Below are 24,593 nucleotides of genomic sequence, written 5' to 3'. Positions count from 1 at the left end.
GAACCGGGGTGCGGTGATCGCAGCCTATTGCATGGCTATGACAACCTGTCCACAGGATTCCCACACATGGCGTGGCGTGGACACTGGCTCTCAGGTAGGGGGTACTCCGGACACGCGAAAGGCCCGGCGCCGTCCCCCGAAGGGAGACACCGGACCTCTCACTCGGAAGTACTACTTGATCCGCGTCCCCGCCGACCGCAGGTTCTGCGTGGCCTCGACGACCCGCGCCGCCATACCCGCCTCGGCGAGCTTGCCCCAGGTACGGGGGTCGTACGTCTTCTTGGAGCCGACCTCGCCGTCGACCTTCAGGACGCCGTCGTAGTTCTGGAACATGTGCGCCGCGACCGGACGCGTGAAGGCGTACTGCGTGTCCGTGTCGAGGTTCATCTTGATGACGCCGTTCTCCAGCGCCGTCGCGATCTCCTCCTCGGAGGAGCCGGAGCCGCCGTGGAAGACGAAGTCGAACGGCTGCGAACCGGCCGGCTTGCCGAACTTGGCGGCGACGCCCTCGTTCAGCTCCTTCAGCAGGTCGGGGCGGAGCACGACGTTGCCCGGCTTGTACACGCCGTGCACGTTGCCGAACGACGCGGCGAGCAGGTAGCGGCCCTTCTCGCCGAGACCGAGCGCCTCGACCGTGCGGATCGCGTCGTCGACGGTCGTGTAGAGGGAGTCGTTGATCTCGTGCGAGACGCCGTCCTCCTCGCCGCCGGTCGGGGTGATCTCCACCTCGAGGATGATCTTCGCGGCGACCGCGCGGGCCAGCAGCTCCTGGCCGATGGCCAGGTTGTCGGCGAGCGTCTCGGCCGAGCCGTCCCACATGTGCGACTGGAAGAGCGGGTTGCGGCCGGCCTTCACGCGCTCCTCGGAGACGGCGAGCAGCGGCCGTACGTACCCGTCGAGCTTGTCCTTCGGGCAGTGGTCGGTGTGCAGCGCGACCGTGACCGGGTACTTCTCGGCGACGATGTGCGCGAACTCGGCGAGCGCGACCGAGCCGGTCACCATGTCCTTGCTGTACTGGCCGCCCAGGAACTCGGCGCCGCCCGTGGAGATCTGGATGATGCCGTCGCTCTCCGCCTCCGCGAAGCCGCGCAGCGCAGCGTGCAGGGTCTGCGTCGAGGTGACGTTGATGGCCGGGTAGGCGAACTTGCCTGCCTTCGCCCGGTCGAGCATCTCGTTGTAGACCTCGGGGGTTGCGATGGGCATCTGTCCGCTCCTTGGGTGTGCGGGTGGGCGATCTTCGTACTACGGCCCTGACCTAGACCTTGGTGTCTGACGTCGTCGTCATCCCCATCTTTCCAGACATGGCCTACTGCTCCGGAAGGTGTAACCGGCTACGTCTCAGGTATCAGTCCAGGCCCAGCTCGTCCTTGGAGAAGGCGAAGAGGTACGGCACCCCCGCGCCCTCCTGGATCTTCCGGTCGGCGCCGGTCGCCCGGTCGACGATCGTCGCCACCGCCACGACCTCGGCGCCCGCCGCGCGCACGGCCTCCACCGCCGTCAGCGGGGAGCCGCCGGTCGTCGAGGTGTCCTCGACCACCAGCACCCGCCGCCCCCGGATCTCCGGCCCCTCGACCTGCCGCTGCATGCCGTGCGCCTTCGCCGCCTTGCGTACGACGAAGGCGTCGAGCTTCTGGCCGCGGGCGGCGGCGGCGTGCAGCATCGACGTCGCGACCGGGTCGGCGCCCATGGTGAGCCCGCCCACCGCGTCGAACTCCAGCTCCGCCGTCAGGTCCAGCAGCACCTGCCCGACCAGCGGGGCGGCCGTACCGTCCAGGGTGACGCGGCGCAGGTCGATGTAGTAGTCCGCCTCCAGGCCCGAGGAGAGCGTGACCCTGCCGTGCACCACGGCCTTGTCCTTGATCTGTTGCAGCAGCTCAGCGCGTACGTCCGTCATGGCGAACAGCTTAGAGGCGGGAGGTACGGGCTATGCGGGGCCGTGGCTCTCAGGTCGTACGGGTACTGGTCGTACGGGTACTACAGGCGCCGCCAGGTCCAGGTCGTCGACGCCTCCAGCGGGTCCACCGGGGTGACCAGGCGCGGGTGCGTGTTCAGGCCGTTGGGCGGGCCGGTCTGGGGTTCCACGCAGACGGCGGGCTCCTGCTCGTCGTACACCACGACCCACTGCTCGCGGCTGGTGACTTTCAGCTCCAGCTCGTCCGGCCAGGTCAGGGTCACGTCCACGCCGTCCGGCATGCCGAAGCAGTCGTCCCAGGGGCCGGGCTCGCGGTCGATCCGGTTGCCGGTGGGGAGGTGGTCGTCGCCGCGCTCCTCCTGCCAGGCGGGGTCGAAGGCGAGCTGTACGTCGCCGCCTCCCAGGTTCCGGTTGAACCAGGGGTGCCAGCCGATCTGCGCCGGGAAGGAGTCGCCGTACGTCTCCACCGCCATGGTCAGGGTCAGGGTCTCCTCGGTCAGGGCGAAGACCTGGGTGATACGTCCGGGGTAGGGCCAGGGAGCCACGAGGTCGTACGTGAGGACCGCCTCGTCGGCCGTGACGCGGGCGACGTTCCAGGCGTCGCCCCGCGCGGTGCCGTGGATCGCGTTGGGCGGGGCGTTGAGCGGCATCTGGTGCGTGGTGCCGCCGTTGCGAAACTTCCCGTCCCTGATCCGGCCGCACCACGGAACCATCGGGAAGCAGCCGAAGCGCTCACCCTGGCGGAGGAGTTCGACGCCGTCGACCTGGAGGGAGGCCACGCGGGCGCCGTTGGCGGGGTGCACGGTCGCCTGTGCGGAGCCGGCGGTCAGGGTGATCTCTTCGTTGCTCACAAGGGATGACAGTACTGGGGTACTACGGGGGTGACGGGGTGGTGGGTGGGGTGGAGTGGGCTTTGTGGTGGGGGTGTTCGGGGTGCTCTGGGGGCGGCGTCGGGAGGTGCTCCGGGGGGCCGAGCGGCAGAGCGACGGGGCGGGGAGGCGCGGCGAAGTCGGGTACGGCGGCGGGGGCTGTCGGTGGGGCCGGTGCCGCAGGGCAACGAGGGTCGGGGGAGCGGCGGTCGGCGGGCGGGCGCGCGGCTTCACCGGGCGGGTCGGCTGTGGGGCGGGGTGGCGGGTGTCATGCGCGGGGGCGGTCGGCGGGCGTGAACGCAACCCGTGCGGGCGTTGCTTGCCTGTGCTGTGGACGCCGGGCCCGTACGGACTCCGCTTTCCTGTTGACCGGTAGGTCCTTGCAGGCGCCGCTCAACTGGTGGGCGCCCGCGGGTGCGCGTCCGTACAAGAGCCGAGTGCGTCCGAGCGTCGCGTCCGTGCAGGTCAGCGGCGTCTGCGCAGTGCGCGTCCCACCACCACCGCCGACACCACGGCGAAGGCCGCCGCGGGGGCCGCCCAGCGGAGGGTGTTCGCCGGGGTGAAGGTCTGGGGGGCCGGGACCGGGGCGTAGCGGCCTCGCGGTGGGGCGTGGTCGACCTCTTCCGCGCTCCGGCCGATCATCGTGCGGCGGGCGTGGGCGGCTTCGGCCGGGGGGTCGGAGGGGTGCGCGGGGTCCAGCGGGTCGAGAGGGTCCAGCGGGTCGAGTGCGGACGGGGGGATGTCGGTCTCGAAGATCGTGGGCGGGAAGGGGTGTTCGGGTTTCCGGTCGGGGGTGGGGTCCGACTCGGGGGCCGGCTTGGGGTCGGGGCCTTGCCTCGGGTCACGGCTCTCGTCGGGGCTCCGGTCGGGGGCTGAGCCTTGACGGTCGGGACCTTGCTCGCCCTCACCGTCCTGCCCGCCCTCACCGCCGCGCTCGCCCTCACCGTCCTGCTCAGCCTCGCCGCCGCGCTCAGCCTCGCCGCCGCGCTCATCCTCGGCGCCCCGCTCGGCCTCACCGTCCCGCCGGGCCTCACCGCCCGGCTCGCCCACCACCCCCTGTTCACCCTCCGCACCCCGTTCGCCCGCACTCACCCCTCCGGCCTCGCCACCCTCCCCCGCCTCCGAACCCCGCACCACATCCCGTTCCGCTTCCAGCCCCGCTCCCCGTTCCGAGGACGGCTCTCCCGCCCCCGTACCCGTAGTACCCAGGTTCCCCCCGAACCGGTTCAGCAGGCGGGCCACCGCCGCGGTGACCGTCTCCGACGGGAGTTCCGCGATCCGCCCGTCCACCCGCGCGGTGCCGGTGAACCTCAGGGTCGTACCCGCACCCGTACCTGTACTCGTACCCGCAGCCCCGGCCCCCTCCGTGAGCGTGAGGCTGAGGGCGAGGTGGACCTTCCCGGTGCCTCTGGCCTCCGCCGCGTCCGCCCGGACGGTGTACGTCCCGTCGGCGGCGGGTGATACCTGGGCGGTACCCCGATAGGTGATCGTGTGGCTGCCGACACGGATCTTCAGGCGGCCGGCGATCGGCGGCGTCCCCGCGTCCTGCTGGAGGCCGGGGACCGCGCGGGCCACCTGCGCGGGGTCGGCGAGGGCCGCTCGCAGCCGCTCCGCCGGAACCGGAACGAACACCTCTTGCTCCATGTCGGTGGAGCCTACCCACCGGTTCGGGAAAAGCACCCCCGGAGCGGGGGATTCGCTCCGCTGGGCCGACGCGCGGACGAGGCCGTTCCCGGGACGCCGGAACCGAGAACGGCAGGGGCCGCGCGCCCGGCCGTCCGGCGTGCGAGCAACTCACCCACTCACCAGGCAGGTCGGACAAGCCCCCAGAGGCCGGACCGACCCCAAGCCGCCACCTCCACACCCACATCCACACTCACACCCACCTCCACTCCCGCCTCCACGCCCGCCCCGCCCGCCCCCACCCCGTACCCCTAGTACCTCGGATGGACCAGCGTCGATACCCGCACCCCCGCCACCCGCGTCGCCGCCGCTTCCCGCGCCCCCTCGGCCAGCGCCTGCGGACTCAGCGTCCTCGGCCGCGGCGGGCGCGGGTCGAGGGCGAGGACGGGAGCCCGGGGCCCGGCCGAGGCCAGCAGGAACCCCCAGTCCTTCGGCGCCCGCGAGCGGGCGGTCGTCCGGTCGGGCCCGGCCGCGAACCCGGAGTCGCTGCCGGTCACCCGGTAGGGGACGGTGACCAGCCCCGCCGCCCGCATCGTCGCGTCGACGGTCCAGAAGACCCGCGACCGGGTGGTCACCGGCCCCGCGTGGACGACGAGCCGCCCCCCGCGTGCGAGGGAGCGGCGCGCGAGGCCGTAGAACTCCTCCGAGTACAGCTTGGTGCTGGCGGTGATGCCCGGGTCGGGCAGGTCGGCGACGACGACGTCGTACGTGCCCGGCGGCGTCGTGCGCAGGACGTGGAACGCGTCCCCGATGGTGACGTGGACGCGGGGGTCGGCGAGGGCGTGGCCGGCGAGGCGGGAGAGGGCCGGGTCGGTGCGGGCGAGGCGGACGAGCCCTGCGTCGAGGTCGACGACGTCGACGCGCCGGACGCCGGGCCGGGTGAGGACCTCGCGCGCGGCCAGCCCGTCCCCGCCCCCGAGGACCAGGACGCGCGCGTGCGACCCGTACATCGCGGGTTGGACGAGCGCCTCGTGATACCTGCGTTCGTCCCGGCCCCCGACGCGCAGCCGGCCGTCCAGGTAGAGCCCTAGGGGATGTCCCGGAGTACCCCCCGTGAGGACCACTTCCTGTACGTCGGTCTGGAGGGCCACCCGGACGTCGTCCCCGTAGACCGCCTGGCGGGCCGCCCGCTCGAAGTCGTCCACGAGGACGGCCGCGGCGGCGAGGACGCCGAGCACGGTCACGTTGGCGACGAGCAGCAGCCAGCGCGCCCGGCGGGTCAGGTCGCGCCGGAACAGGCCGAGGATCAGCGCGCTGCCGGCGACGACGTTGACGGCTCCGGTGAGCAGCGAACTCGTCAACTGCCCCAGGAACGGCAGGAGCAGGAAGGGAAAGGCGAGGCCGCCGACGAGCGCGCCGACGTAGTCCGCGGCGAACAGGTCGGCGACCGCCCCGCCCGCGTCCTGGCGGCGGATGCGCTGGATCAGCTCCATCAGGAGGGGTACCTCGGCGCCGATCAGCAGGCCGATGCCCAGGGAGAACGCGACGAGCAGCACGCGTGGGCCGTTCGCCCACAGGCCGCCCCAGTCGCCGGTCCAGGCGAACACCGCGTACAGGGCCATCGCGCTGCACCCGCCGATCAGCGCGAGCGCCGTCTCGACCGCGCAGAATCCGGCGGCGGCCAGGCCGCGCAGCCGTTTGGCGGCGAGCGAGCCGATGCCCATGGCGAACACCATGACGGACAGCACGACGGACGCCTGCGTGACCGAGTCGCCCATCAAGTACGAGGCCAGCGCGACGAGTTCGAGTTCGTAGACCAGCCCGCACGCGGCGCACACGAACACGCAGGCCAGCACCAGGAACCGCCCCGTCGCCGGCCGGACGGGCAACGGGGCCCGGCCTCCCCACGGAGGCGGGGCACCGGGGGGAGCGGGCGCGTGCGGTTCGATCACGACTGCGACGTTACGTCACGGCCCGAGTACGCCATGTCACCCACACGCGTGAAACCGGAGGCCGAAGTGGTCCCTTGGGTTTACGGGAGGTGGTCCCGAGGGGGTCCTGACGGGCTGCTCCACCCGTGTGAGGAGGGGGAGTGCGCCGGGCCGGCCGTCGCGGGGATTCCACCCGAAGGTGTACGACCCCTACCCCACAGGTACCCGTACCCCGACCCGGGTCCGGGTCGCGACGAGCTGTCCGTCCTGCGGGTAGGCGTGCCAGGTGCGCCAGTGCACGTACCCGTCCACCCGCTGGGCCAGCAGCGCGGTGAAGGCGTGCGGGCTGCCGGGGAAGACGCCGGCCAGGCCGTGGGGGTGGTCGGAGACGAGGGCGAGGAGTTCCTGCGCCCGGCTCGCGAACCGGTCGGGCGAGAGCACCTCGACGCGGGCCGCGAACTCGTACTCCCAGTCGCCGACGCGTTTGGCGACGCCGAGCGGGAGCGGGGTGCTGCTGCCGGGGATGCAGGCGACCGTCTCCGAACAGGAGCTTTGTTCTTCCTCCAGCAGCACCTGATGGGAGGCGCCGAGGAGCCTCAACTGGAGTCGGGTACCGGACAGTTCGAGGTCGAGCGTGGCCAGGGCCGGCAGCGGCTCGCGCCCCAGGGCCCAGGCGAGGTCGGCCGCGCGCGTGTCGGTGTAGGAGGTGGTCAGGGTCGTGAGCATGGATCGGCTCCGCAAGCACGCGAGGAAGAAGCGGGTAGGTCCGGCGCGCCCCGGTCGACTCCGGGGTCCGGCCCCGGCCGGCCCGGTCTGAGAGGACGTCCGCGCGGGATGTCCGAGGGGTCCGAGGGGCTGCGTTGGTGTTTTAGAGGGAATCATGAACTGCGGTCCCGCCACAGCGTTTTTACCCAACTTCGTGGGGTTTCCATCCCTCAGAGGGCTCCACAGCTCAACTGTTCAACTACGGCGTACGCCGGGTGGGCCTGGCGTACGCGGGGCGTATGTCACATACGAGGACGCCCGCCGCGTGTCGTCACACGGCGGGCGTCCCTCTGCGGTAGCCCCTCGGGTCCCCCACAGGTCTCCCCCGGCTCTCCCGTAAGGGAAACCCCGTACCCCTTGGGGCCCGCGTACCCCTGGAGGCCCCCCGGCCCCGGGCGAAGCTCAGCTGCCCCGTGTCAGCTGCCTCCGCCGCAACCCCCGCCCCCTCCTCCCCCGCAGGAGCTACCCCCGCCGCAGGAGTGCCCTCCCCCGCAGGAGTGACCCCCGTGGCCCCCTCCATGACTTCCTCCATGACTTCCTCCGTGGCTCCCTCCGGAGTCACCCCCCGAGTCACCCCCGAAGATCCACCAGCCGCCCCCCGTGTAGGAGCTGTTCATGCTGTCACTGTTCGCGCTGCCGTTGCCGCTGGTGCTGCCGCTCCCGCTGTACGTCCGCCGCCGCGCCGCGCGCGCCTTCCTCTCGGCGCGCTCCTGCCGCCTGCGGCCGACGAGCGCGACGGCGATCAGGGTCACGAACAGGACGAGCAGGATGACGCCGACTGCCATGGGCATGACGACCACCCTCCTTCCGCTTCTCACAAGTCCCCCGAAGCGGCCCCCCTCGGGCGCCTCGCACACCGTGTGAGCGGTGCGTGACCTGGGGATGCCCGGCCGTCTCAGCAGCCAAAGCACACTTGAGGAACTCCAGAGCTTGAGCGCAGGATGACCGGTATGACCAGCAGCGCACGCCCCTTCCTCAACCGCCGCCTCGCCGAGTTCGGGACGACGATCTTCGCCGAGATGTCGGCTCTCGCGGTGCGCACGGGCGCCATCAACCTCGGCCAGGGCTTCCCCGACACGGACGGCCCGCAGGAGGTGCGCGAGGCCGCGGTGCGCGCCCTGCGCGACGGACGCGGCAACCAGTACCCGCCGGGCCCGGGCGTACCGGAGCTCCGTACGGCGATCGCCGCGCACCAAAGCGCGCGCTACGGCCTGTCGTACGACCCCGACACCGAGGTCCTGGTGACGGTCGGCGCCACGGAGGCCGTCGCGGCCGTCATGCTGGCCCTCCTGGAGCCCGGGGACGAGGTGGTGGCCCTGGAGCCGTACTACGACTCGTACGCCGCCTGTATCGCCATGGCGGGCGCCCGCCGGGTCCCCGTGACCCTGCGCCCCGACCCCGAGGCGGCCCGCTTCCGCCTGGACCTGGACGAGCTGCGTGACGCGGTCACCGACTCGACACGACTGCTTCTGATCAACACGCCGCACAATCCGACCGGAACGGTCCTCACGCGCGCGGAACTCACGGCGATCGCCGAACTGGCGGTGGAACGGGACCTGCTCGTCGTCACGGACGAGGTGTACGAGCACCTCGTGTACGACGACGCGGAGCACATCCCGCTGGCGACCCTCCCGGGGATGCGCGAGCGGACGGTGACCATCGGGTCGGCCGGCAAGACGTTCTCGTTCACCGGCTGGAAGGTCGGCTGGGTGACGGCCTCCCCGGGGCTGACCACCGCGGTCCGCTCGGCGAAGCAGTTCCTCACGTACGTCGCCTCCGGGCCGTTCCAGTACGCGGTCGCCGAGGCGCTCGCCCTCCCGGACAGCTACTTCACCGCGTTCCGCGACGACATGCTCGCCAAGCGGGACCTGCTGGCGGGCGGCCTGGCGGAGGCCGGTTTCAGGGTCTTCAAGCCGGCCGGTACCTACTTCATCACCACCGACATCCGCCCCCTGGGCGAGAGCGACGGCTTCGCCTTCTGCCGCGCGCTGCCCGAGCGCGCGGGCGTCGTCGCCATCCCGAACGCGGTCTTCTACGACCACCGCGAGGAGGGCGCGCCCTTCGTACGGTTCGCGTTCTGCAAGCAGACCGCGGTACTCCAGGAGGCCGTGAAGCGCCTGAAGTCGTAGCTCGTGCCCGCAAGGGCTCCGCCCGCCCAGGGGAGACACCAGCGATTTGCCGACCGCGGACGGTCAGCCGGCAGGTGAGGGCCACAGCCGTGGACCGGTGTCCGTGTCACGGCGGGCCGGCTCGACGACGCGTGACTGCCGGCCTGCCGCACCGGGCAGTGCCGGCAACGGCGCGCTCGCCGAGCGGTTGGTTCCGCGCCACGGGTCGAGCGGGAGTCGCCGTCCGCCGTGGTGTCCCGTCCGAAGCGCACCGCATGATCGGATGACAGGTTCTTCAAAGGTTCTTCATCACCTCCGGCCTACGGTCGGGAGGCCCGCCGCGCCCGCGGTCGGGCGCGACAGGAGGCGGGAGAACCGATGAGAACGAACCGGGTGCTGATGGCCGTGGTGTCGGCGTCGGTCATGGCGATCACCCTGGCCGGCTGCGGCGACGGGGGCGACACCCCGAAGGTCCCGACGGCGGGCGGCGAGAAGGCGTCCGGCAAGGCGACCGCGCCGAGTGGTGGCGACGACGTGACCGCGTACGTGAACGCCCAGCGCGAGTGGGTGAAGTGCCTGCGGGACAACGGGCTCGACGCCTCTGACCCGGACGCCAAGGGGCAGGTCGACTTCGGCGACAACGCGGCGCTGAAGAAGAACACGAAGTTCCTGAACGCCTCCGAGAAGTGCGCCTCGCTCAAGGCGGCCGTCCCCGAGAGCCTTGAGAACGCCAACCAGCCCAAGCTCACCCCCGAGCAGATCAAGGTCAAGCGTGACTACGCCGACTGCATGCAGAAGAACGGCGCCCCCGACTTTCCCGATCCCGGCCCCGACGGGACCGCGCAGGGCTCCGAGTGGAACCAGACGTCGGCAGGAGCCGAGCGTGCCACCCGTGTCTGCGCTCCGATCATCGGTGCCCCGGCGGACCAGCCCACGGGCAAGGGCTGACAATGGCGGAGACGGTTGTGCAGACCGATCACGAGCGCGGGGCGGCGCCCGCGCCGCCGCCGCGCGGTCGGCGCGGACGGCGAACGGTCCTGGTGGCGTCGGCTCTGGTCGTCGTGGCGGCGGTCGCCGTGGTCGGTGCGCTGGGCCTCGGCGGAGACGGGTCGGAGGCGGGCTCCTCCGCCCCACCCCGCTCGGGCTCCACCGTCCCGGCCACCCGGACCACACTGACCGAACGCACCACGGTGGACGGCCAGTTGGGCTACGGCACTGAGATACCGCTGCCGGTCAAGGCGACGGGCACCGTGACCTGGCTGCCCGCGGAGGGCACGACCGTGGAGCGCGGCGGCCCGCTGCTGCGCGTCGACGACCGGCCGGTGGTGCTGCTGCACGGGACGCTGCCGATGTACCGGGAACTGGGCCTGACCGCGGGCACCCAGCAGGGCACCAGGCAGGAGGCCGGGACCGAGGGGGACACCCAGGGTTCGGGTGACCAGGGCCGCACGGACGAGACCTCCGGGACTCCGGAGCCCTCCGGACCGCCGACGCCAGGTGGCGCCGGGGCTGGGGCCGGAGGGACGGGGGGCACGCTGCACGGAATGGACGTCTTGCAGTTCGAGAGCAATCTCGCCGCTCTCGGCTACACCGGCTTCACAGTCGACGAGGAGTTCACCGACCTCACCGCCCGCGCGGTCAAGCGCTGGCAGAATTCCCTCGGACTCCCCCAGACCGGCACGGTCGGCATCGGGGACGTCGTCTACTCCGCCGGCAAGGTACGGATCGGCCACGCGAGTGTCCGGCTCGGCTCGCCGACCACCGATGACGTCCTCACGTACACCGGTACGTCTCGGAAGGTCGTCGTCAACGCCTCGGCGGCGGAGGACTCCTGGGCCGTGCGCGGCGCCGCCGTCACGATCGGGCTGCCCGACGGGAAATCGGTGAAGGGCGAGGTGGCCTCGGTGGGGAAGAGCGCGACCGCGCCCGAGGAGGGAGGCGGGGAGGGTGGCTCCGCGGCACCGACGGTTCCGGTGACCATCACCATCAAGGACCAGAGATCCGTGGGACGGCTGGAGAGCGCGCCGGTCACCGTCGAGTACGTGGGGCGGGAACGGGCGGACGTCCTCACCGTCCCAGTCGCCGCGCTGGTCGCCCTTGCCGAGGGCGGCCACGGCTTGGAGACCGCGGACGGCCGGTTCGTCGCGGTGAAGACCGGGCTCTTCGCGGACGGCCGGGTGGAAGTGAGCGGAAGCGCGGTTCGCGAGGGCATGAACGTGAGGATTCCGGAGTGAGCGCGGCATCGGCGGTCGTGGCGTTCGACGCGGTCACCAAGACGTACCCCGGTGGTGTGGCGGCGGTACGGGACGTGAGCCTGAGCATCGGGCGCGGCGAACTCGTCGCGGTCGTCGGCCCGTCGGGCTCGGGCAAGTCCAGCATGCTGAACCTCATGGGCAGCCTCGATCGGCCCTCCGCGGGGCGGGTGCTGGTCGACGGCCACGACGTGGCGAAGCTGACGGACCGTGAGGTGTCAGCTCTGCGGGCCACCCGGATCGGCTTCGTCTTCCAGCAGTTCCATCTGACGGTAGGGGTTCCGGTCCTGGACTCCGTAGCCGACGGGCTGCTGTACGCCGGGGTACCGCTACGCCGCCGCCGGGCCGGCGCGGCGGCGGCGCTGGAACGGGTCGGCCTCAGCCACCGCGTCCACCACCTCCCGCACCAGCTGTCCGGTGGCGAGCGCCAGCGGGTGGCGGTGGCCCGGGCGGTGATCGGCGAACCGGCGGTCCTGCTGGCGGACGAGCCGACCGGCAACCTGGACTCCGCTTCCGGGGAGGCCGTACTCGGTCTGCTGCGCGAGTTGAACGCCGCCGGAACCACGGTCGTGATCATCACCCACGACCGGGAGATCGCGGCCGGGCTGCCCCGCCGTATCGAGATGCGTGACGGCCACGTGGTGGCGGACGCCGCGACCGATGCCGCGCCGGGCGAGGCGGTCCGATGACCGACGTCACGACGAACGGCCCGCCCATGGACGACACCCCACCGGCCCTGCCGTCCGGCCCCCGCAAGGGCGGCGGACGTGGCCGCGGACGAGCGAGCGGTGGCGTCGGTGGCACGGGCGGCCGACTGCGGGCCGCCCGCCTCGGTCCTCAGGACATCGTGCGGCTCGGCGGGACCGGGCTGCGGACTCGCCCCCTGCGGATCTTCCTCTCCGCGCTCGGGATCGCGATCGGCGTCGCCGCCATGATCGCGGTGGTCGGAATCTCCGGCTCCGGCCGGGCGGAGGTGGACCGCCGGCTCGACGCGCTCGGCACCAACCTGCTGCGGGTCGCCCCCGGCGACTCACTCGACGGCACCGAGGCCAAGCTGCCCCACGAGGCCGTCGCGATGATCGGCCGCATCCCGCCCGTACGGCAGGTCGCCGCCACCGGCGCAACCGACGCGCACATCTACCGCAATGAGCACATCGCCATCGGACGCACCGGCTCCCTCGAGGTCCTCGCGGCCGACAGGCACCTGCTCCCGGCCGTCGGCGGCCACGTCCGCCGGGGCCGCTGGCTGGATTCCGCGACCGAGCAGTACCCGGCGGTCGTGCTCGGCTCCACGGCCGCGGGCCGGCTCGACGTGTACACACCGGGGACCCGGGTCTGGCTCGGCGACCGCTGGTTCTCCCTCGTCGGCGTCCTCGATCCCGTACCGCTCGCGCCGGAGCTCGACAGCGCGGCGCTGGTCGGCTGGCCGGCGGCCCGGACGTACCTGCGCTTCGAAGGCCATCCGTCGACGGTCTACGTCCGTGCCGAGGACAGCCAGATCGCGGAGGTACGGGCCGTGCTGCCCGCCACGGCGTACCCGGAGAAACCGGGACAGGTCCGAATCTCCCGGCCCTCCGACGCGCTCGCCGCCCGCGAGGCCACCGAGTCGGCGCTCACCGGGCTGCTGCTCGGCCTCGGTGGCGTGGCGCTGCTCGTCGGTGGCGTCGGGGTCGGCAACACGATGGTCATCTCGGTCCTGGAGCGGCGCCCCGAGATCGGCCTGCGCCGGGCGCTGGGGGCGACCCGCGGCCAGATCCGGACCCAGTTCGTGACGGAGTCGCTGCTGCTGTCGCTCATCGGCGGCCTCGGCGGGACGGTGCTGGGGACGGCGATCACGGCGGCTTACGCCCTCAGCCGCGACTGGCCGACGGTCGTCCCGGTGTGGGCGAGTGCGGCGGGGATCGGCTGCACCCTGGTCATCGGCATGATCGCCGGACTGTATCCGGCGGTACGGGCGAGCCGGCTGTCACCGACGGAGGCCCTGTCCGGCTCCTGAGCGGCCCGTCCGTCGTCCGGGTCAGGGGCGGCGGTGGGTGTTGTTCCAGGAGCTGTTGTCCATGCCGGAGGCGGTCCTGCCCCAGGACGCGGCTGCGGTGGCCGGGGTGGAGAGGGCGAGCGGGACGGCTATTGCCTACTCGCCAGGGCGGGTACGACAGCCGCGATTCGACGCTTCATTTTTGAACCCCCATTGAATGCGTTCTCTGTTGACACTGCTTGAGAGACCGAAATTACCGGAAGATGAAATGCGCCACTCCACAGTCCTTTCGGCCGGAAGCGCCCCCTTGACGAGCATCCGAGTCCCGTTGAACACACACGTCCTGGCAAATAGGCGGGGTGGCATGCGATGAGCTTCCGGCTCCGGGTACTCGGCCTGCTGATGCTGGTCGCGATGGCCGCCACCGCCGCCACCGCCTGGTTGACCCTGCGTCAGGCGAACCGCCAGGTCCAGGAGAGTGTCGCCGCGGGACGGCAGGAGGTCTCCCGGATCACCGGCGACCTCCGCGCGTACGGGTTCGCGCACGGCACCTGGGAGGGCCTCTCGCCGACGGTGAGCCGCCTGGCCGAGGACACCGGCCACCGCATCCGGGTCGCCACCGAGAACGACGTCCTGCTCGCCGATTCCGACGCGCTCGAGGGCCGCGCCCCCCGCCCGGTGAGCAACCAGCCGCCCGTGCTGGTCGACCCGCGTCCCCTCCTGCGAATCCCCGCGGGACAGCTACCGCGGACCTCGATGAAGCTGACGGCGACCGCGATCGCCCAGTACCGCGCCGAAGCGGTGTACGCGGCCTGTCTGACCCGGGCGGGGGCCGAGGTGACGGCCCGGCCGGACGACACCGGCGTACCGCGAATCAGCACAGAGCTCCGGCCGGAACAGTGCAAGGAGCCGAAAGGCGAACCGGACCGGCAGACTCCGCAGGACCTCGAGGTGATCCGGACATGCGAGTCGGAGCAGCAGTTCATCACCTGCCTGCGGCGGGTGTTCAACGAGCGCGTGGGCTCCGCCGCCCCGCCACGTCTGGTGATCCGTCTCGGCGTCCGGGACGAGTCCCCGCCCACCCTGGCCGCGGCACCCACGATGGCCGTCGCAGGGGGCGTCGCCCTCGCCGCCGTGCTCGGCGCGCTGCTCCTGAGCCGGGCGGTGCTGCGCCCGGTCCGTGCCATGACCCTGGCCGCCGGAGGGCTGGGCGAGGGTGACCTGGGGCGGCGGGTGCCCCTCTCCGGCCGGGACGAGATCGCCCAACTCGGCCGTGCCTTCAACCGGATGGCGGACTCCATACAGAGCGGCGAGGAACGCCAGCGCCGCCTCATCGGTGACATCGCCCACGAACTGCGCACCCCGCTGGCCAATCTGCGCGGCTATCTGGAGGCCCTGCGGGACGGGGTCGTCGAACCGACCCCCGAGCTGCTCGATTCGCTCCACGAGGAGGCCCTGTTGCAGCAGCGGATCGTGGACGACCTTCAGGATCTCGCGCTGGCCGAGGCCGGTGTGCTCACCTACCACCGGGTGCGCGTCGATCTGCGCGAGCTCCTCGAAGCCGCCGCCACGGCCCACCGCGCCCAGGCCGACGCGGCGGGTGTCGCGCTGAGGCTGGAGGCGCCGCAGCCTGTGTACGTCATCGCCGACGCCGACCGACTGCGCCAGGTCGTCGGCAATCTGGCCGGCAACGCGCTGAGGGCCACGGCACCGGGCGGCACGGTGACACTGGCCCTGGCCCAGCACGGCGATCTCGCGTTCCTTCAGGTGCGGGACACCGGAAAGGGAATACCCGCCGAGGACCTGCCGCATCTCTTCGACCGCTTCTGGCGGGCGGACGCGGCACGGGGCCGCGCCACCGGAGGAAGTGGCCTGGGGCTGTCCATCGCCCGCCAGATCGTGACCGACCACCAGGGGACGATCGCCGTGGAGAGCACCGTCCGCGTCGGCACGACCTTCACCGTCACGCTCGCCACGAGCGGGCCGTCGCCGGCCGACGCCGGCTGATCGACCCGGTCAGGACCCCGCAAGCGCTCGGGTGGGCACGGAGCCGTCCACCATGCGGTATCCCCGGCCGTACACGGTCTCCAGATGGCGTGGCCGGGCCGGGTCGTCCCCCAGCTTCCGGCGCAGGTTGCGCACATGGGCGTCCACCGTGCGCTCGAGTACATCGCTGTCGAAGCCGAAGGCGCACTCGATGATCTGGGCCCGGGTGAACACCCGCCCCGGCTTGCGGGCCAGAGCCTCCAGTACCGAGAACTCCTTGGAGGTCAGCGCCACCGGACGGCCCGCCACCCGGACCTCGAAGCGGGCGGTGTCCAGTTCGACCGCGCCGACCCGCAGCACCTCGCTCCCGGCCGCGCCGCCTTTCCTGGAGCGCCGCAGCAGCGCCCGTACCCGCGCGGTGAGTTCGCGGGGGCTGTAGGGCTTGGTGAGGTAGTCGTCGGCCCCCAGGTCGAGGCCGAGAAGCATGTCCTCCTCGGTGCTGCGGGCGGTCAGCAGCAGAATCGGCACCTCGGAGCCCTCGGCACGCAGAATGCGGCATACGTCGAGTCCGTCGACGAGCGGCAGCATCACATCGAGAACGATGAGATCCGGCCTCGCCGAACGCGCCCGTTCCAGCGCTGCCCGGCCGTCGGCCACGACCTGCACCGCGTTGCCTTCCCGTTCCAGATAAATCCGGATGAGACGAGATTGTTTTTCGTCGTCTTCGGCGACCAGGATGCGCGCGCTCAACGATTCTCCTCAGGGGGCCCTGCACGATTCCAGCACCGTTAAAACCAACCCGCCTCCGGAATTCCCTCCTCCGGAAATTCCCGGGCAGGCCGCGCTCGCTGAACAGTACCGCGAGCGGACCATCCTTCGGCGTGGGCGGCATCCGGGGTGGTGATCACTTGATCGCCCGCGGCCGGGACCAGCTCCTCCAGGTCCCTGGGCGGCTCATGAGCCGGTCGGGATGGGAGATCCCCCCGGTAGAGCTGTCGCCCCACATGCGAACAGGCGTACGAACAAGGTGTCGGCTGGGTGACGGCGTCCCCGGGGCTGACCACCGCGGTCCGCTCGGCGAAGCAGTTCCTCACGTACGTCGCCTCCGGGCCGTTCCAGTACGCCGTCGCGGAGGCACTGGCCCTCCCGGAGTCGTACTTCACGTCGTTCCGCGCGGACATGCGCGCCAAGCGGGACCTGTTGTCGGCGGGCCTCCGGGAGGCCGGTTTCGGGGTGTTCAGCCCGGCCGGCACGTACTTCGTCACCACCGACATCCGGCCGCTCGGCGAGAGCGACGGCTTCGCGTTCTGCCGCGCGCCGCCGGAGCGCGCGGGGGTCGTCGCGATCCCCAACGCCGTCTTCTACGACCACCGCGACCAGGGGGCGCCGTTCGTCCGGTTCGCCTTCTGCAAGCGGACGAGTGTCCTGACGGCGCCTCTACAGGGGGCGTCGTTTCGGACATCCGCGGAACGTGACACTCCGCGGATGTCCGATGATCCGTCAATTTCCCCCACCCGGCCCCTTCCTGCTCGCGTGTCGGGCCGTCCGGCTGCATGGTGCCGAGTGTGACTCACGCCACCACCGCACTCGCCCCGCCGTCCGCCGTCGCGCACCGCCCCGCCGTACGACGTCACCGGGGCGTGCTCGTCGCCCTCGGGCTGTTCGTCCTGGCGCGGCTCGCCGGGGCGGGGGTGCTCGCGGGGGTCGCCCACGCGGCCGGCAAGCAGCCGCTGACGCTGCTCGCGCGCTCCTGGGACTCACGGTGGTACCTGGGCATCGCCGCGCACGGCTACGGGCGCACCCTGCGCTTCGGCCCCGACGTCGTCCACAGCGATCTGGCGTTCTTCCCGCTCTACCCGGGCCTCGTGCGCGCCGTGACCGCCGTGACGCCCCTCAGCGGCGGTTCTGCGGGCCTCCTGGTGTCCTGGACGGCCGCCGCGGTCGCCGCCTGCGGGATCTACGCCGTGGCGTGCCGTCTGCGCGGTCCCGCCGTCGCCGCCGCGACGGTCCTCCTGTGGGGGCTCCTGCCGCACTCCGTCGTCCTGTCGATGGCCTACACCGAGCCGGTCCTCACCGCCTTCGCCGCGTGGGCGCTGTACGCCGTGCTGACCGGGCGGTGGGTGTGGGCGGGCACCCTGGCCGCAGCGGCGGGGCTGTCCCGGCCCAACGGGTTCGCGGTCGCGGCGGCCGTGGTGGTGGCGGGGGTGTGCGAGGGGGTACGCGCGCGGGGGCGCGGGGTGGGGGCGTCCGGGTGGGCCGGCGGGGTCTCGGCGCGCGTACGCGCGTGGGGGCACGGGGTCGTGGTGTGGGGACAGGGCTCCGGCTCCGGCTCCGGCTCCGGCTCCGGCTCCGGCTCCGGCTCCGGGCAGGCTGCACGCGCGCGTGGGTACCTCGCGGGGATGCCGAGTCAGGGTGGGGGCCCGCGTACGGAGCGGGCGGCACGCGCGCGTGTGGGTCTGCAAAAGGCGGCGGGGGTCACGCACGGCGCACGCGCGCGCGGGCCGGTTTCCCACAGGCTGTGGACGGGGGTCGCGCTCGCACCTCTGGGGTGGGCGGCGTACGTGCTGTGGGTGGGGGTGCGGAAGGGTGATCCGCTGGGGGGTTACTTCACGGTGCAGCGGCTGTGGGGGTCGCGGTTCGACTTCGGGGAGGGGTCGCTGCGGTTCGCCCGGCACCTGCTGCTGGAGGGGGACCGGTTCGTCTTCCCGGCGACCCTGCTGATCGTCGGCGCCGCGGTCCTCCTGTACGCCCTGCTCCTCGCCGAGCGCGTCCCGCTGCCCCTGCTGGTCTACACCGGCGCCCTGCTGCTGATCGCCGTCGGCGGGTCGGGGTTCTTCGAGTCCAAGCCGCGGTTCCTGCTGCCGGCGTTCCCACTGCTCCTGCCGCTCGCGGCGGCCCTGACCCGGACGGCGAGAACCCGGCCGTGGCACGCGGCCGTGGTGGTCGCGGCCCTGGCCGGGCTCTCGTTCGCGTACGGGGCGTACCTGGTCGTGCTAGCGGATACGCCGCTGTAGGCCGGAAGGTCTACGGGTCGTGCGGGGTGCGCTCCCGTAGTACTACGGGGGTACGCCACCCCGGCCACCCCTACCCCGCCAGACCTACGGGCCCTTTGGAGGGGGACGGCCTACTGGTCGTCGTCCGCCGGCTTCTCCAGCTCCACGCCTTCGCCCTCGTCCTCAAGGCCGAGCTGCTCCACGAGCCACTTGTCGAACTCGATGGCGGCGCGGACCCAGCTGACCGTGGAGGAGACGAAGAACTCGATGTTCACGCCCGCGCCGATCAGCATCTGCGTCTCGCCGATGAGGCGGACCGAGCCGTCGTCGTGGGTGTGCGTGTAGACCTTGGGCCACAGGGTGCGGCGGTTCCAGTCGTCGATCGCCTCAAGGAGCTGGGGCTTGTCGTCGATCTGGTGCGGCCGGTCGAAGAAGGTCCGCACCGAGTAGACCTGCTGCTCGCCCTCCCCGCGGAACATGAAGTACGTGCGGAACTGCTCCCACGGCGCGGCGAGGTCACCCTCGTCGTCGATGACGTACTTCAGCTCCATCTGGTCGAGGAGCTGCTTCACGAGATCCTGGTCCGGGACGACGGGGCCCGCCGGTCCTTGGGACTGCGGCTCGGGCTGGCCCCCGAAATTCGGAATCGAGGACGGGTCGATGCTCACCGTGTTTTTCCCTTCGTACGGATGCCGCCATCCTCCCCCATGCGGGGCGGGGACTGGCAACCCCCGCAGGACCCTGTCAGCCGACGGCTGACACGAACTGACCGGGGCTTGAACATCGGGGGTGCCGGGAGGCCGGAAAGCCGGTGGCCGCAGGGGCCGGCAGGTGCCGGTATTACGGGCACTACGGGTATTACGTGCCCTCCGGCGGGGCCGGGGGTACTACGGGGTTCCCCGTAGTACCCGTAGTACCCCGACTCCGTCCCACGCCCCCCACCCGGTGCCCCTTACAAACTCTTCCCGGTAGCCGCCCCCACGATCAGCCCGTCCCCGAACACGTCCACCCGGACAGTGTCCCCGTCCTTGACCTCCCCGGACAGGATCTCCTTGGCCAGCCGGTCCCCGATAGCCGTCTGGACGAGCCGCCGCAGCGGACGCGCCCCGTACGCGGGATCGTTCCCCTCCGTCGCCAGCCACGCGAGCGCCTCCTCGCTGACCTCCAGCGTGAGCCGCCGGTCGGCGAGGCGCCGGGCGAGCCGGTCGATCTGGAGGCGCGCGATGTGCGCCAGCTCGTCCTGCGAGAGGGCGGAGAAGACCACGAGATCGTCGAGCCGGTTGAGGAACTCCGGCTTGAAGGACGTCCGCACGACCTCCAGCACCTGCTCCCGCTTCTCGTGCTCGCTCGTCAGCGGGTCGACCAGGAACTGGCTGCCCAGGTTGGACGTCAGCACGAGGATGGTGTTCCGGAAGTCGACCGTCCGACCCTGACCGTCCGTCAGACGCCCGTCGTCCAGCACCTGGAGGAGCACGTCGAAGACCTCGGGGTGCGCCTTCTCCACCTCGTCGAGCAGCACGACGGTGTACGGCCGCCGGCGCACCGCCTCGGTGAGCTGGCCGCCCTCCTCGTACCCGACGTAACCAGGAGGCGCCCCCACCAGCCGGGCCACGCTGTGCTTCTCGCCGTACTCCGACATGTCGATGCGGACCATGGCCCGCTCGTCGTCGAAGAGGAAGTCCGCGAGCGCCTTGGCGAGTTCGGTCTTGCCGACGCCGGTCGGGCCGAGGAACAGGAAGGACCCGGTCGGCCGGTCGGGGTCGGCGATCCCCGCGCGGGCGCGGCGTACGGCGTCGGAGACGGCCTGGACGGCCTCGGCCTGGCCGATCAGCCGGCGGCCCAACTCCTCCTCCATGCGCAGGAGTTTCTGGGTCTCGCCCTCCAGGAGCCGCCCGGCCGGGATGCCGGTCCAGGAGCCGACGACGTCCGCGATGTCGTCGGGACCGACCTCGTCCTTGACCATCGTGTCGCGGGCGGCCACCTCCTCGGCGGCCGACGCCTCCTCCAAGTCCCGTTCCAGCGTGGGGATCTCGCCGTACAGCAGCTTGGAGGCGGTGTCGAAGTCGCCGTCGCGCTGGGCGCGTTCGGCCTGGCCGCGCAACTCGTCGAGCTTCTCCTTGAGTTCACCGACCCGGTTGAGGGACTGCTTCTCCTTCTCCCAGCGGGCGTTGAGGCCGCGCAGTTCCTCCTCCTTGTCGGCGAGGTCGCGGCGCAGCCGGTCCAGGCGCTCCCGGGAGGCGGCGTCGGTCTCCTTCTCCAGGGCCAGCTCCTCCATCCTCAACCGGTCGACGGCGCGCTGGAGTTCGTCGATCTCGACAGGCGACGAGTCGATCTCCATGCGCAGCCGGGAGGCCGCCTCGTCGACGAGGTCGATGGCTTTGTCGGGCAGGAAGCGGGAGGTGATGTACCGGTCGGAGAGGGTCGCGGCGGCGACGAGGGCGCTGTCGGCGATCTGGACCTTGTGGTGCGCCTCGTAACGGCCCTTCAGGCCACGGAGGATGGCGATCGTGTCCTCCACCGAGGGTTCGGCGACGAGGACTTGCTGGAAGCGGCGCTCCAACGCCGGGTCCTTCTCGATGCGTTCGCGGTACTCGTCGAGCGTCGTGGCGCCGACCATGCGCAGTTCGCCGCGTGCCAGCATCGGCTTGAGCATGTTGCCGGCGTCCATCGCGGAGTCGCCGCCCGCGCCGGCGCCGACGACGGTGTGCAACTCGTCGATGAACGTGATGACCTGGCCGTCCGACTCCTTGATCTCGGCCAGCACGGTCTTCAGCCGCTCCTCGAACTCGCCGCGGTACTTGGCGCCCGCGACCATCGCGCCGAGGTCGAGGGAGACGAGCCGCTTGTTCTTGAGGGACTCCGGGACGTCGCCCTTCACGATCCGCTGCGCGAGCCCCTCCACGACGGCCGTCTTGCCGACGCCGGGCTCACCGATGAGGACCGGGTTGTTCTTCGTACGCCGCGACAGCACCTGGACGACCCGGCGGATCTCCTGGTCGCGGCCGATGACCGGGTCGAGCTTGCCCTCGCGGGCGGCTGCGGTGAAGTCCGTGCCGAACTTCTCCAGCGCCTTGTACGACCCCTCGGGGTCGGCGGAGGTGACGCGCCGGCCGCCGCGCGCCTTCTGGAACGCGTCCAGCAGCTTCTTCGCGGTGGCGCCCTGCCGGACGAGGACGTCGCCGGACTGGCCGCCCTTGTCGGCGATGCCGATCAGGAGGTGCTCGGTGGAGAGGTAGTCGTCCCCGAGGTCGGCGGCGCGGCTCTGGGCGTCCGCGATCACGGCGAGCAGCTCGCGGTTGGGCTGCGGCGGGGCCACCGTCGACCCCGTCACCCTTGGGAGGGAGGCGAGCACCTGCTCCGCCCCCTGGCGCACGGCGGCCTGGTCGGCCTCGACGGCGACGAGCAGGTCGGTGACGTTCTCGTTGTCCTGCCCGGCGAGCAGAGCCAGGAGCAGGTGGGCGGGGGTGAGATCGGGGTGCCCCTCGGACACGGCACGGCTGCTCGCCGCGTTGATCGCGTCCCGGCTCCGGTTGGTCAGCTCTGCGTCCACGGTCGGGGTCTCCTCCTTGCGTCCTACGGGTACTACGGGTGCCGACTGTTGCTGACTTGAGCAACGTCCATAAAGTTGAGTCTATTCCACTCAAGGTGTGCCGGGGAGAGGAAACGGTGAGAGCGGTTACATTCACGCCATGGCCGCGTACCCCCAAGACCTGGACGCGCCGGATGCCGCGTACGTCGACTTCTGGCGCGAATACCACCTGTGCACCCTCACGACACCACGCCCCGACGGCACCCCGCACGTCGTACCCGTAGGGGTTACGTACGACCCCGGAAATCGACTCGCACGCGTGATCGCCAGCAGGACCAGCACGAAGGTGCGGAACGTGCTGGCCGCCGGGGAGGAAGGGGCGCGCGTCGCCGTCTGCCAGGTGGACCGGGCGCGCTGGGCGACGCTGGAGGGGCGGGCCGTCGTACGGAGCGAGCCCGAGCGGGTGGCCGACGCGGAGCGGCGTTACGCCGAGCGGTACGGGAGGACGCCGTCGCCGAACCCCGAGCGCGTAGTGATCGAGATCACACTGACGCGAGCGATGGGGCGGGGTGACCCCAGGGGCCGGAGCGATGGTTTCCGGCCAACCGGGAAACCGTCGTCAAGCGTGAAATGTCGCCACAAACTGCAGCGGCGTCACCGTGTTCAGGTCACGGTGACGCCGCTGCGGGGGGAAGCACCTGAGCGATCTTTTACGACGGGGGAATCGCGTCAGGCACTGCGGGGGGTGGCTGAGATCGTCCGCGAGGTGGGGGGCTCCGCGTCCGTCAGCCGGTGGTCTCGTCGATCGAGGTTCACAAAGATCATTCCGTACCGGATGGCACACTGCACCGGCTGCGGCGCGCCCCGGGGCCGCCGCAGACATCGGTACGCCCGCACGTCCCCGTCCTCGTCCCGCGTCACGACCACCGGTTCTCCGAAGACAGTCACCATCAGCGAGTCACCGTTGTGGGGGATGGCGGTGACCAGATCGATGAAGTGCCAGCCGGAGCGGTAGGCGGTGGCCATTTCTCGGCGGAAGGAGCGGTCGTCGGGTGGGGTTGTCATCAGGGGCCCCAACTGCTGTTGGCCGGAGCAACGAGAACTTCACTCGACCCATCCAGCGAGAGCACCTGCTGAGGGCCCCAACTGCTGTCGGCCAAGCCATTGGTCTTCGCCTCAGGGAGGCCAGCCAGTACACCGAAGGCCGCCACGACAGAGAAAGCCACGGCAAGCGCCGAGCGGAGCAATCTCTTTCGCATAGTCGGCTTCTTCCTCTCTTAAACGTCACCCCATTCCCCCGACGGATACGACGATGGCTCATTCAGGCACGTCATGGCCACACAATCGATGCATCATGTTCCTGCATGTTCAGGACCCTGGGGGGTGGAGATTTTATGAAAAATCGGACACACGGGGCACATCCCCACTCGGCAACCGAACTGTGTGAAGAGGGCAGCCGCCTCTATCTCACTGCTCTCCGTGCGGGACGCATCGCCCGTTCGGACGTCGACGCTGCCCCCTGTCTGATGGAGTTCGCCCTGCTCCACCCCGACCCTGACGATGCGAACTGGCTGAGGCCGGCTCTCCCGTCGGTCGCGTTGGCCCAGCGTCTCAACCCCATTGAGCGGGAGATCTCGGAGCGCAGACGGCTCGCGGCCGAGTTGGTCGAGTCCTTCGAACCGTTCATGGCAGTCAGCGCCCAGGCCGCCACGGACACTAATGCGATCACTGTGCTGGAGGGCTTCGACCGGATCAACGCAGCACTTGATCTGGCTACGTCGCAGTGCCAGTCCGAGATGCTCACCGTCCAGCCAGGTGGCCGCCGTCTCGAAGAGACACTGGCGAAAGGATTGGAGCGGGACCGGCCGCTGGTCGAGCGCGGTGTCACTGTGCGCACTCTGTACCAGCACACGGCCAGGCATAACCCGCAGACGCTGGCCTACGTGGAGCAGACGTCCAACGGCAAGGTGGAGATACGTACGATCGACGAGCTTGTGGAACGCCTCATCATCTGCGATGAGACTGTCGCCTTCATCCCCACCCGTAACGATCACCGCATCGCGCTGGAACTCCGCAATCCCGGACTGGTCCGCTACCTGATCAAGGTCTTCGAGTTCATGTGGAACCGTGCGGTCCCGCTGAACGCCGGCGGCCCCTACGAGACATCCCTCGACGGCATCTCCGAGATCCAGCACTCCATCGCCAAACTCCTCATCGAAGGCCACGTGGACGAAGCCATCGCCCGCCGTCTCGGTATGAACGTCCGCACCTGCCGCGCCCACATCGCCAAGCTCGCCACAGCCCTCGGCAGCGGCAGCCGCGCCCAGCTCGGCTACCTCATCGCCCAGTCGGGCATCCTGGACAGGGAGAACTGAAGTGCCGTGGAAGCACACCGTCACGGCACCGAGGAAACGCGCGAGGAGAGCCCCGTACGCCGCCCACGGCGGCTGACCAGGCGACGGACACGGCGGACAGGGGCCGACGCGACATACTGCGGCCTCACTCACCCGAACGGCCCCACCAGGGCCGACGACACCCCCGCCCGGCCCCCCGACGAGCCCCGGGCCTCTTCACCGGCTCCCTCGCAGGAGCAGAGGCGGGAGCGGGAGACGCCGTCGTCCCAAAGGGTTCGTACGGACCCCCCGCACCG

Annotated in this window: 19 protein-coding genes and 2 pseudogenes; 11 read left to right on the top strand and 10 right to left on the bottom strand. The window is 71.3% G+C overall.

Annotation, left to right across the window (positions count from 1 at the left end; genetic code table 11):
* Positions 1–171: 171 nt before the first annotated feature.
* From fbaA to ABZX85_RS34585, 6 genes are all read right to left on the bottom strand, one after another.
* On the bottom strand, positions 172–1,203 hold the full coding sequence (fbaA, locus tag ABZX85_RS34610; protein WP_355877667.1) for a class II fructose-bisphosphate aldolase: 1,032 nt from the start codon (positions 1,201–1,203) through the stop codon (positions 172–174).
* A 142-nt stretch (positions 1,204–1,345) separates the two neighbouring features.
* On the bottom strand, positions 1,346–1,894 hold the full coding sequence (gene pyrE, locus ABZX85_RS34605) for an orotate phosphoribosyltransferase (protein ID WP_355877664.1): 549 nt from the start codon (positions 1,892–1,894) through the stop codon (positions 1,346–1,348).
* Positions 1,895–1,974: 80 nt separating this feature from the next.
* A complete protein-coding gene (locus tag ABZX85_RS34600) occupies positions 1,975–2,763 on the bottom strand; it encodes an aldose 1-epimerase (RefSeq protein WP_355877661.1) in 789 nt (262 codons plus the stop codon).
* A 483-nt stretch (positions 2,764–3,246) separates the two neighbouring features.
* Positions 3,247–4,425, bottom strand: a complete 1,179-nt coding sequence (locus ABZX85_RS34595; RefSeq protein WP_355877658.1) for an SRPBCC domain-containing protein — start codon at positions 4,423–4,425, stop codon at positions 3,247–3,249.
* A 290-nt stretch (positions 4,426–4,715) separates the two neighbouring features.
* Positions 4,716–6,356 (bottom strand): polyamine aminopropyltransferase, encoded by a 1,641-nt coding sequence (locus ABZX85_RS34590; RefSeq protein ID WP_355877655.1) that lies wholly within the window; start codon positions 6,354–6,356, stop codon positions 4,716–4,718.
* A gap of 189 nt (positions 6,357–6,545) precedes the next feature.
* Positions 6,546–7,061 carry a DUF2617 family protein gene (locus ABZX85_RS34585; protein ID WP_355877652.1) on the bottom strand — a complete coding sequence of 172 codons (516 nt, stop codon included), beginning with the start codon at positions 7,059–7,061 and terminating at the stop codon, positions 6,546–6,548.
* Positions 7,062–7,715: 654 nt separating this feature from the next.
* Here ABZX85_RS34585 and ABZX85_RS34580 point away from each other — a divergent pair.
* From ABZX85_RS34580 to ABZX85_RS34550, 7 genes are all read left to right on the top strand, one after another.
* A complete protein-coding gene (locus tag ABZX85_RS34580; RefSeq protein WP_355877649.1) occupies positions 7,716–7,964 on the top strand; it encodes a hypothetical protein in 249 nt (82 codons plus the stop codon).
* Positions 7,965–8,041: 77 nt separating this feature from the next.
* The gene (locus ABZX85_RS34575) at positions 8,042–9,229 is read left to right on the top strand and encodes a pyridoxal phosphate-dependent aminotransferase (RefSeq protein WP_355877646.1); all 1,188 of its coding nucleotides are present in this window, start codon (positions 8,042–8,044) and stop codon (positions 9,227–9,229) included.
* 357 nt (positions 9,230–9,586) lie between these two features.
* A complete protein-coding gene (locus ABZX85_RS34570) occupies positions 9,587–10,156 on the top strand; it encodes a hypothetical protein (RefSeq protein WP_355877643.1) in 570 nt (189 codons plus the stop codon).
* Positions 10,157–10,173: 17 nt separating this feature from the next.
* Positions 10,174–11,442, top strand: a complete 1,269-nt coding sequence (locus ABZX85_RS34565; RefSeq protein WP_355877641.1) for a peptidoglycan-binding domain-containing protein — start codon at positions 10,174–10,176, stop codon at positions 11,440–11,442.
* Positions 11,439–12,149: an ABC transporter ATP-binding protein gene (locus ABZX85_RS34560; protein WP_355877638.1), complete on the top strand. Its 711-nt coding sequence runs from the start codon at positions 11,439–11,441 to the stop codon at positions 12,147–12,149. Before ABZX85_RS34565 ends, ABZX85_RS34560 begins: the two co-directional genes overlap by 4 nt.
* On the top strand, positions 12,146–13,456 hold the full coding sequence (locus ABZX85_RS34555; RefSeq protein ID WP_355877635.1) for an ABC transporter permease: 1,311 nt from the start codon (positions 12,146–12,148) through the stop codon (positions 13,454–13,456). The genes ABZX85_RS34560 and ABZX85_RS34555 overlap by 4 nt, the downstream gene beginning before the upstream one ends.
* Before the next feature lie 348 nt (positions 13,457–13,804).
* Positions 13,805–15,442, top strand: a complete 1,638-nt coding sequence (locus ABZX85_RS34550) for an ATP-binding protein (RefSeq protein ID WP_355877632.1) — start codon at positions 13,805–13,807, stop codon at positions 15,440–15,442.
* A gap of 9 nt (positions 15,443–15,451) precedes the next feature.
* Here the strand turns inward: ABZX85_RS34550 and ABZX85_RS34545 are convergent, their stop codons facing one another.
* The gene (locus ABZX85_RS34545) at positions 15,452–16,171 is read right to left on the bottom strand and encodes a response regulator transcription factor (RefSeq protein WP_355877629.1); all 720 of its coding nucleotides are present in this window, start codon (positions 16,169–16,171) and stop codon (positions 15,452–15,454) included.
* Between the two features lie 279 nt (positions 16,172–16,450).
* Between ABZX85_RS34545 and ABZX85_RS34540 the strand changes: the two are divergent.
* Together ABZX85_RS34540 and ABZX85_RS34535 are read left to right on the top strand one after the other, a co-directional pair.
* A pseudogene (locus tag ABZX85_RS34540) lies at positions 16,451–16,849 on the top strand (aminotransferase class I/II-fold pyridoxal phosphate-dependent enzyme); the annotation flags it as partial.
* Between the two features lie 137 nt (positions 16,850–16,986).
* A complete protein-coding gene (locus ABZX85_RS34535; RefSeq protein WP_355877626.1) occupies positions 16,987–18,435 on the top strand; it encodes a hypothetical protein in 1,449 nt (482 codons plus the stop codon).
* Between the two features lie 110 nt (positions 18,436–18,545).
* Here ABZX85_RS34535 and ABZX85_RS34530 read toward each other — a convergent pair whose 3' ends face one another.
* Together ABZX85_RS34530 and clpB are read right to left on the bottom strand one after the other, a co-directional pair.
* Complete coding sequence (locus tag ABZX85_RS34530) at positions 18,546–19,082, bottom strand: YbjN domain-containing protein (protein ID WP_355877623.1); 537 nt, start codon at positions 19,080–19,082, stop codon at positions 18,546–18,548.
* Positions 19,083–19,366: 284 nt separating this feature from the next.
* Complete coding sequence (clpB, locus tag ABZX85_RS34525) at positions 19,367–21,964, bottom strand: ATP-dependent chaperone ClpB (protein WP_355877620.1); 2,598 nt, start codon at positions 21,962–21,964, stop codon at positions 19,367–19,369.
* Between the two features lie 139 nt (positions 21,965–22,103).
* On the opposite strand from clpB, the pseudogene ABZX85_RS34520 reads away from it, so the two are divergent.
* A pseudogene (locus ABZX85_RS34520) lies at positions 22,104–22,514 on the top strand (TIGR03618 family F420-dependent PPOX class oxidoreductase); the annotation flags it as partial.
* A 158-nt stretch (positions 22,515–22,672) separates the two neighbouring features.
* Here ABZX85_RS34520 and ABZX85_RS34515 read toward each other — a convergent pair.
* Positions 22,673–23,008: a hypothetical protein gene (locus ABZX85_RS34515; protein WP_355877617.1), complete on the bottom strand. Its 336-nt coding sequence runs from the start codon at positions 23,006–23,008 to the stop codon at positions 22,673–22,675.
* Between the two features lie 329 nt (positions 23,009–23,337).
* Between ABZX85_RS34515 and ABZX85_RS34510 the strand changes: the two genes are divergently transcribed.
* Positions 23,338–24,318, top strand: coding sequence for a helix-turn-helix transcriptional regulator (locus tag ABZX85_RS34510; RefSeq protein WP_355877981.1), 981 nt, complete (start codon positions 23,338–23,340; stop codon positions 24,316–24,318).
* The last annotated feature ends 275 nt before the right edge of the window (positions 24,319–24,593 follow it).

The sequence above is a fragment of the Streptomyces sp. NPDC004539 genome, assembly GCF_040610055.1.
GTDB lineage: Bacteria > Actinomycetota > Actinomycetes > Streptomycetales > Streptomycetaceae > Streptomyces.
Note: the sequence above shows the minus strand (reverse complement) of the source record. Positions and strands in the feature narration are given on the sequence as shown.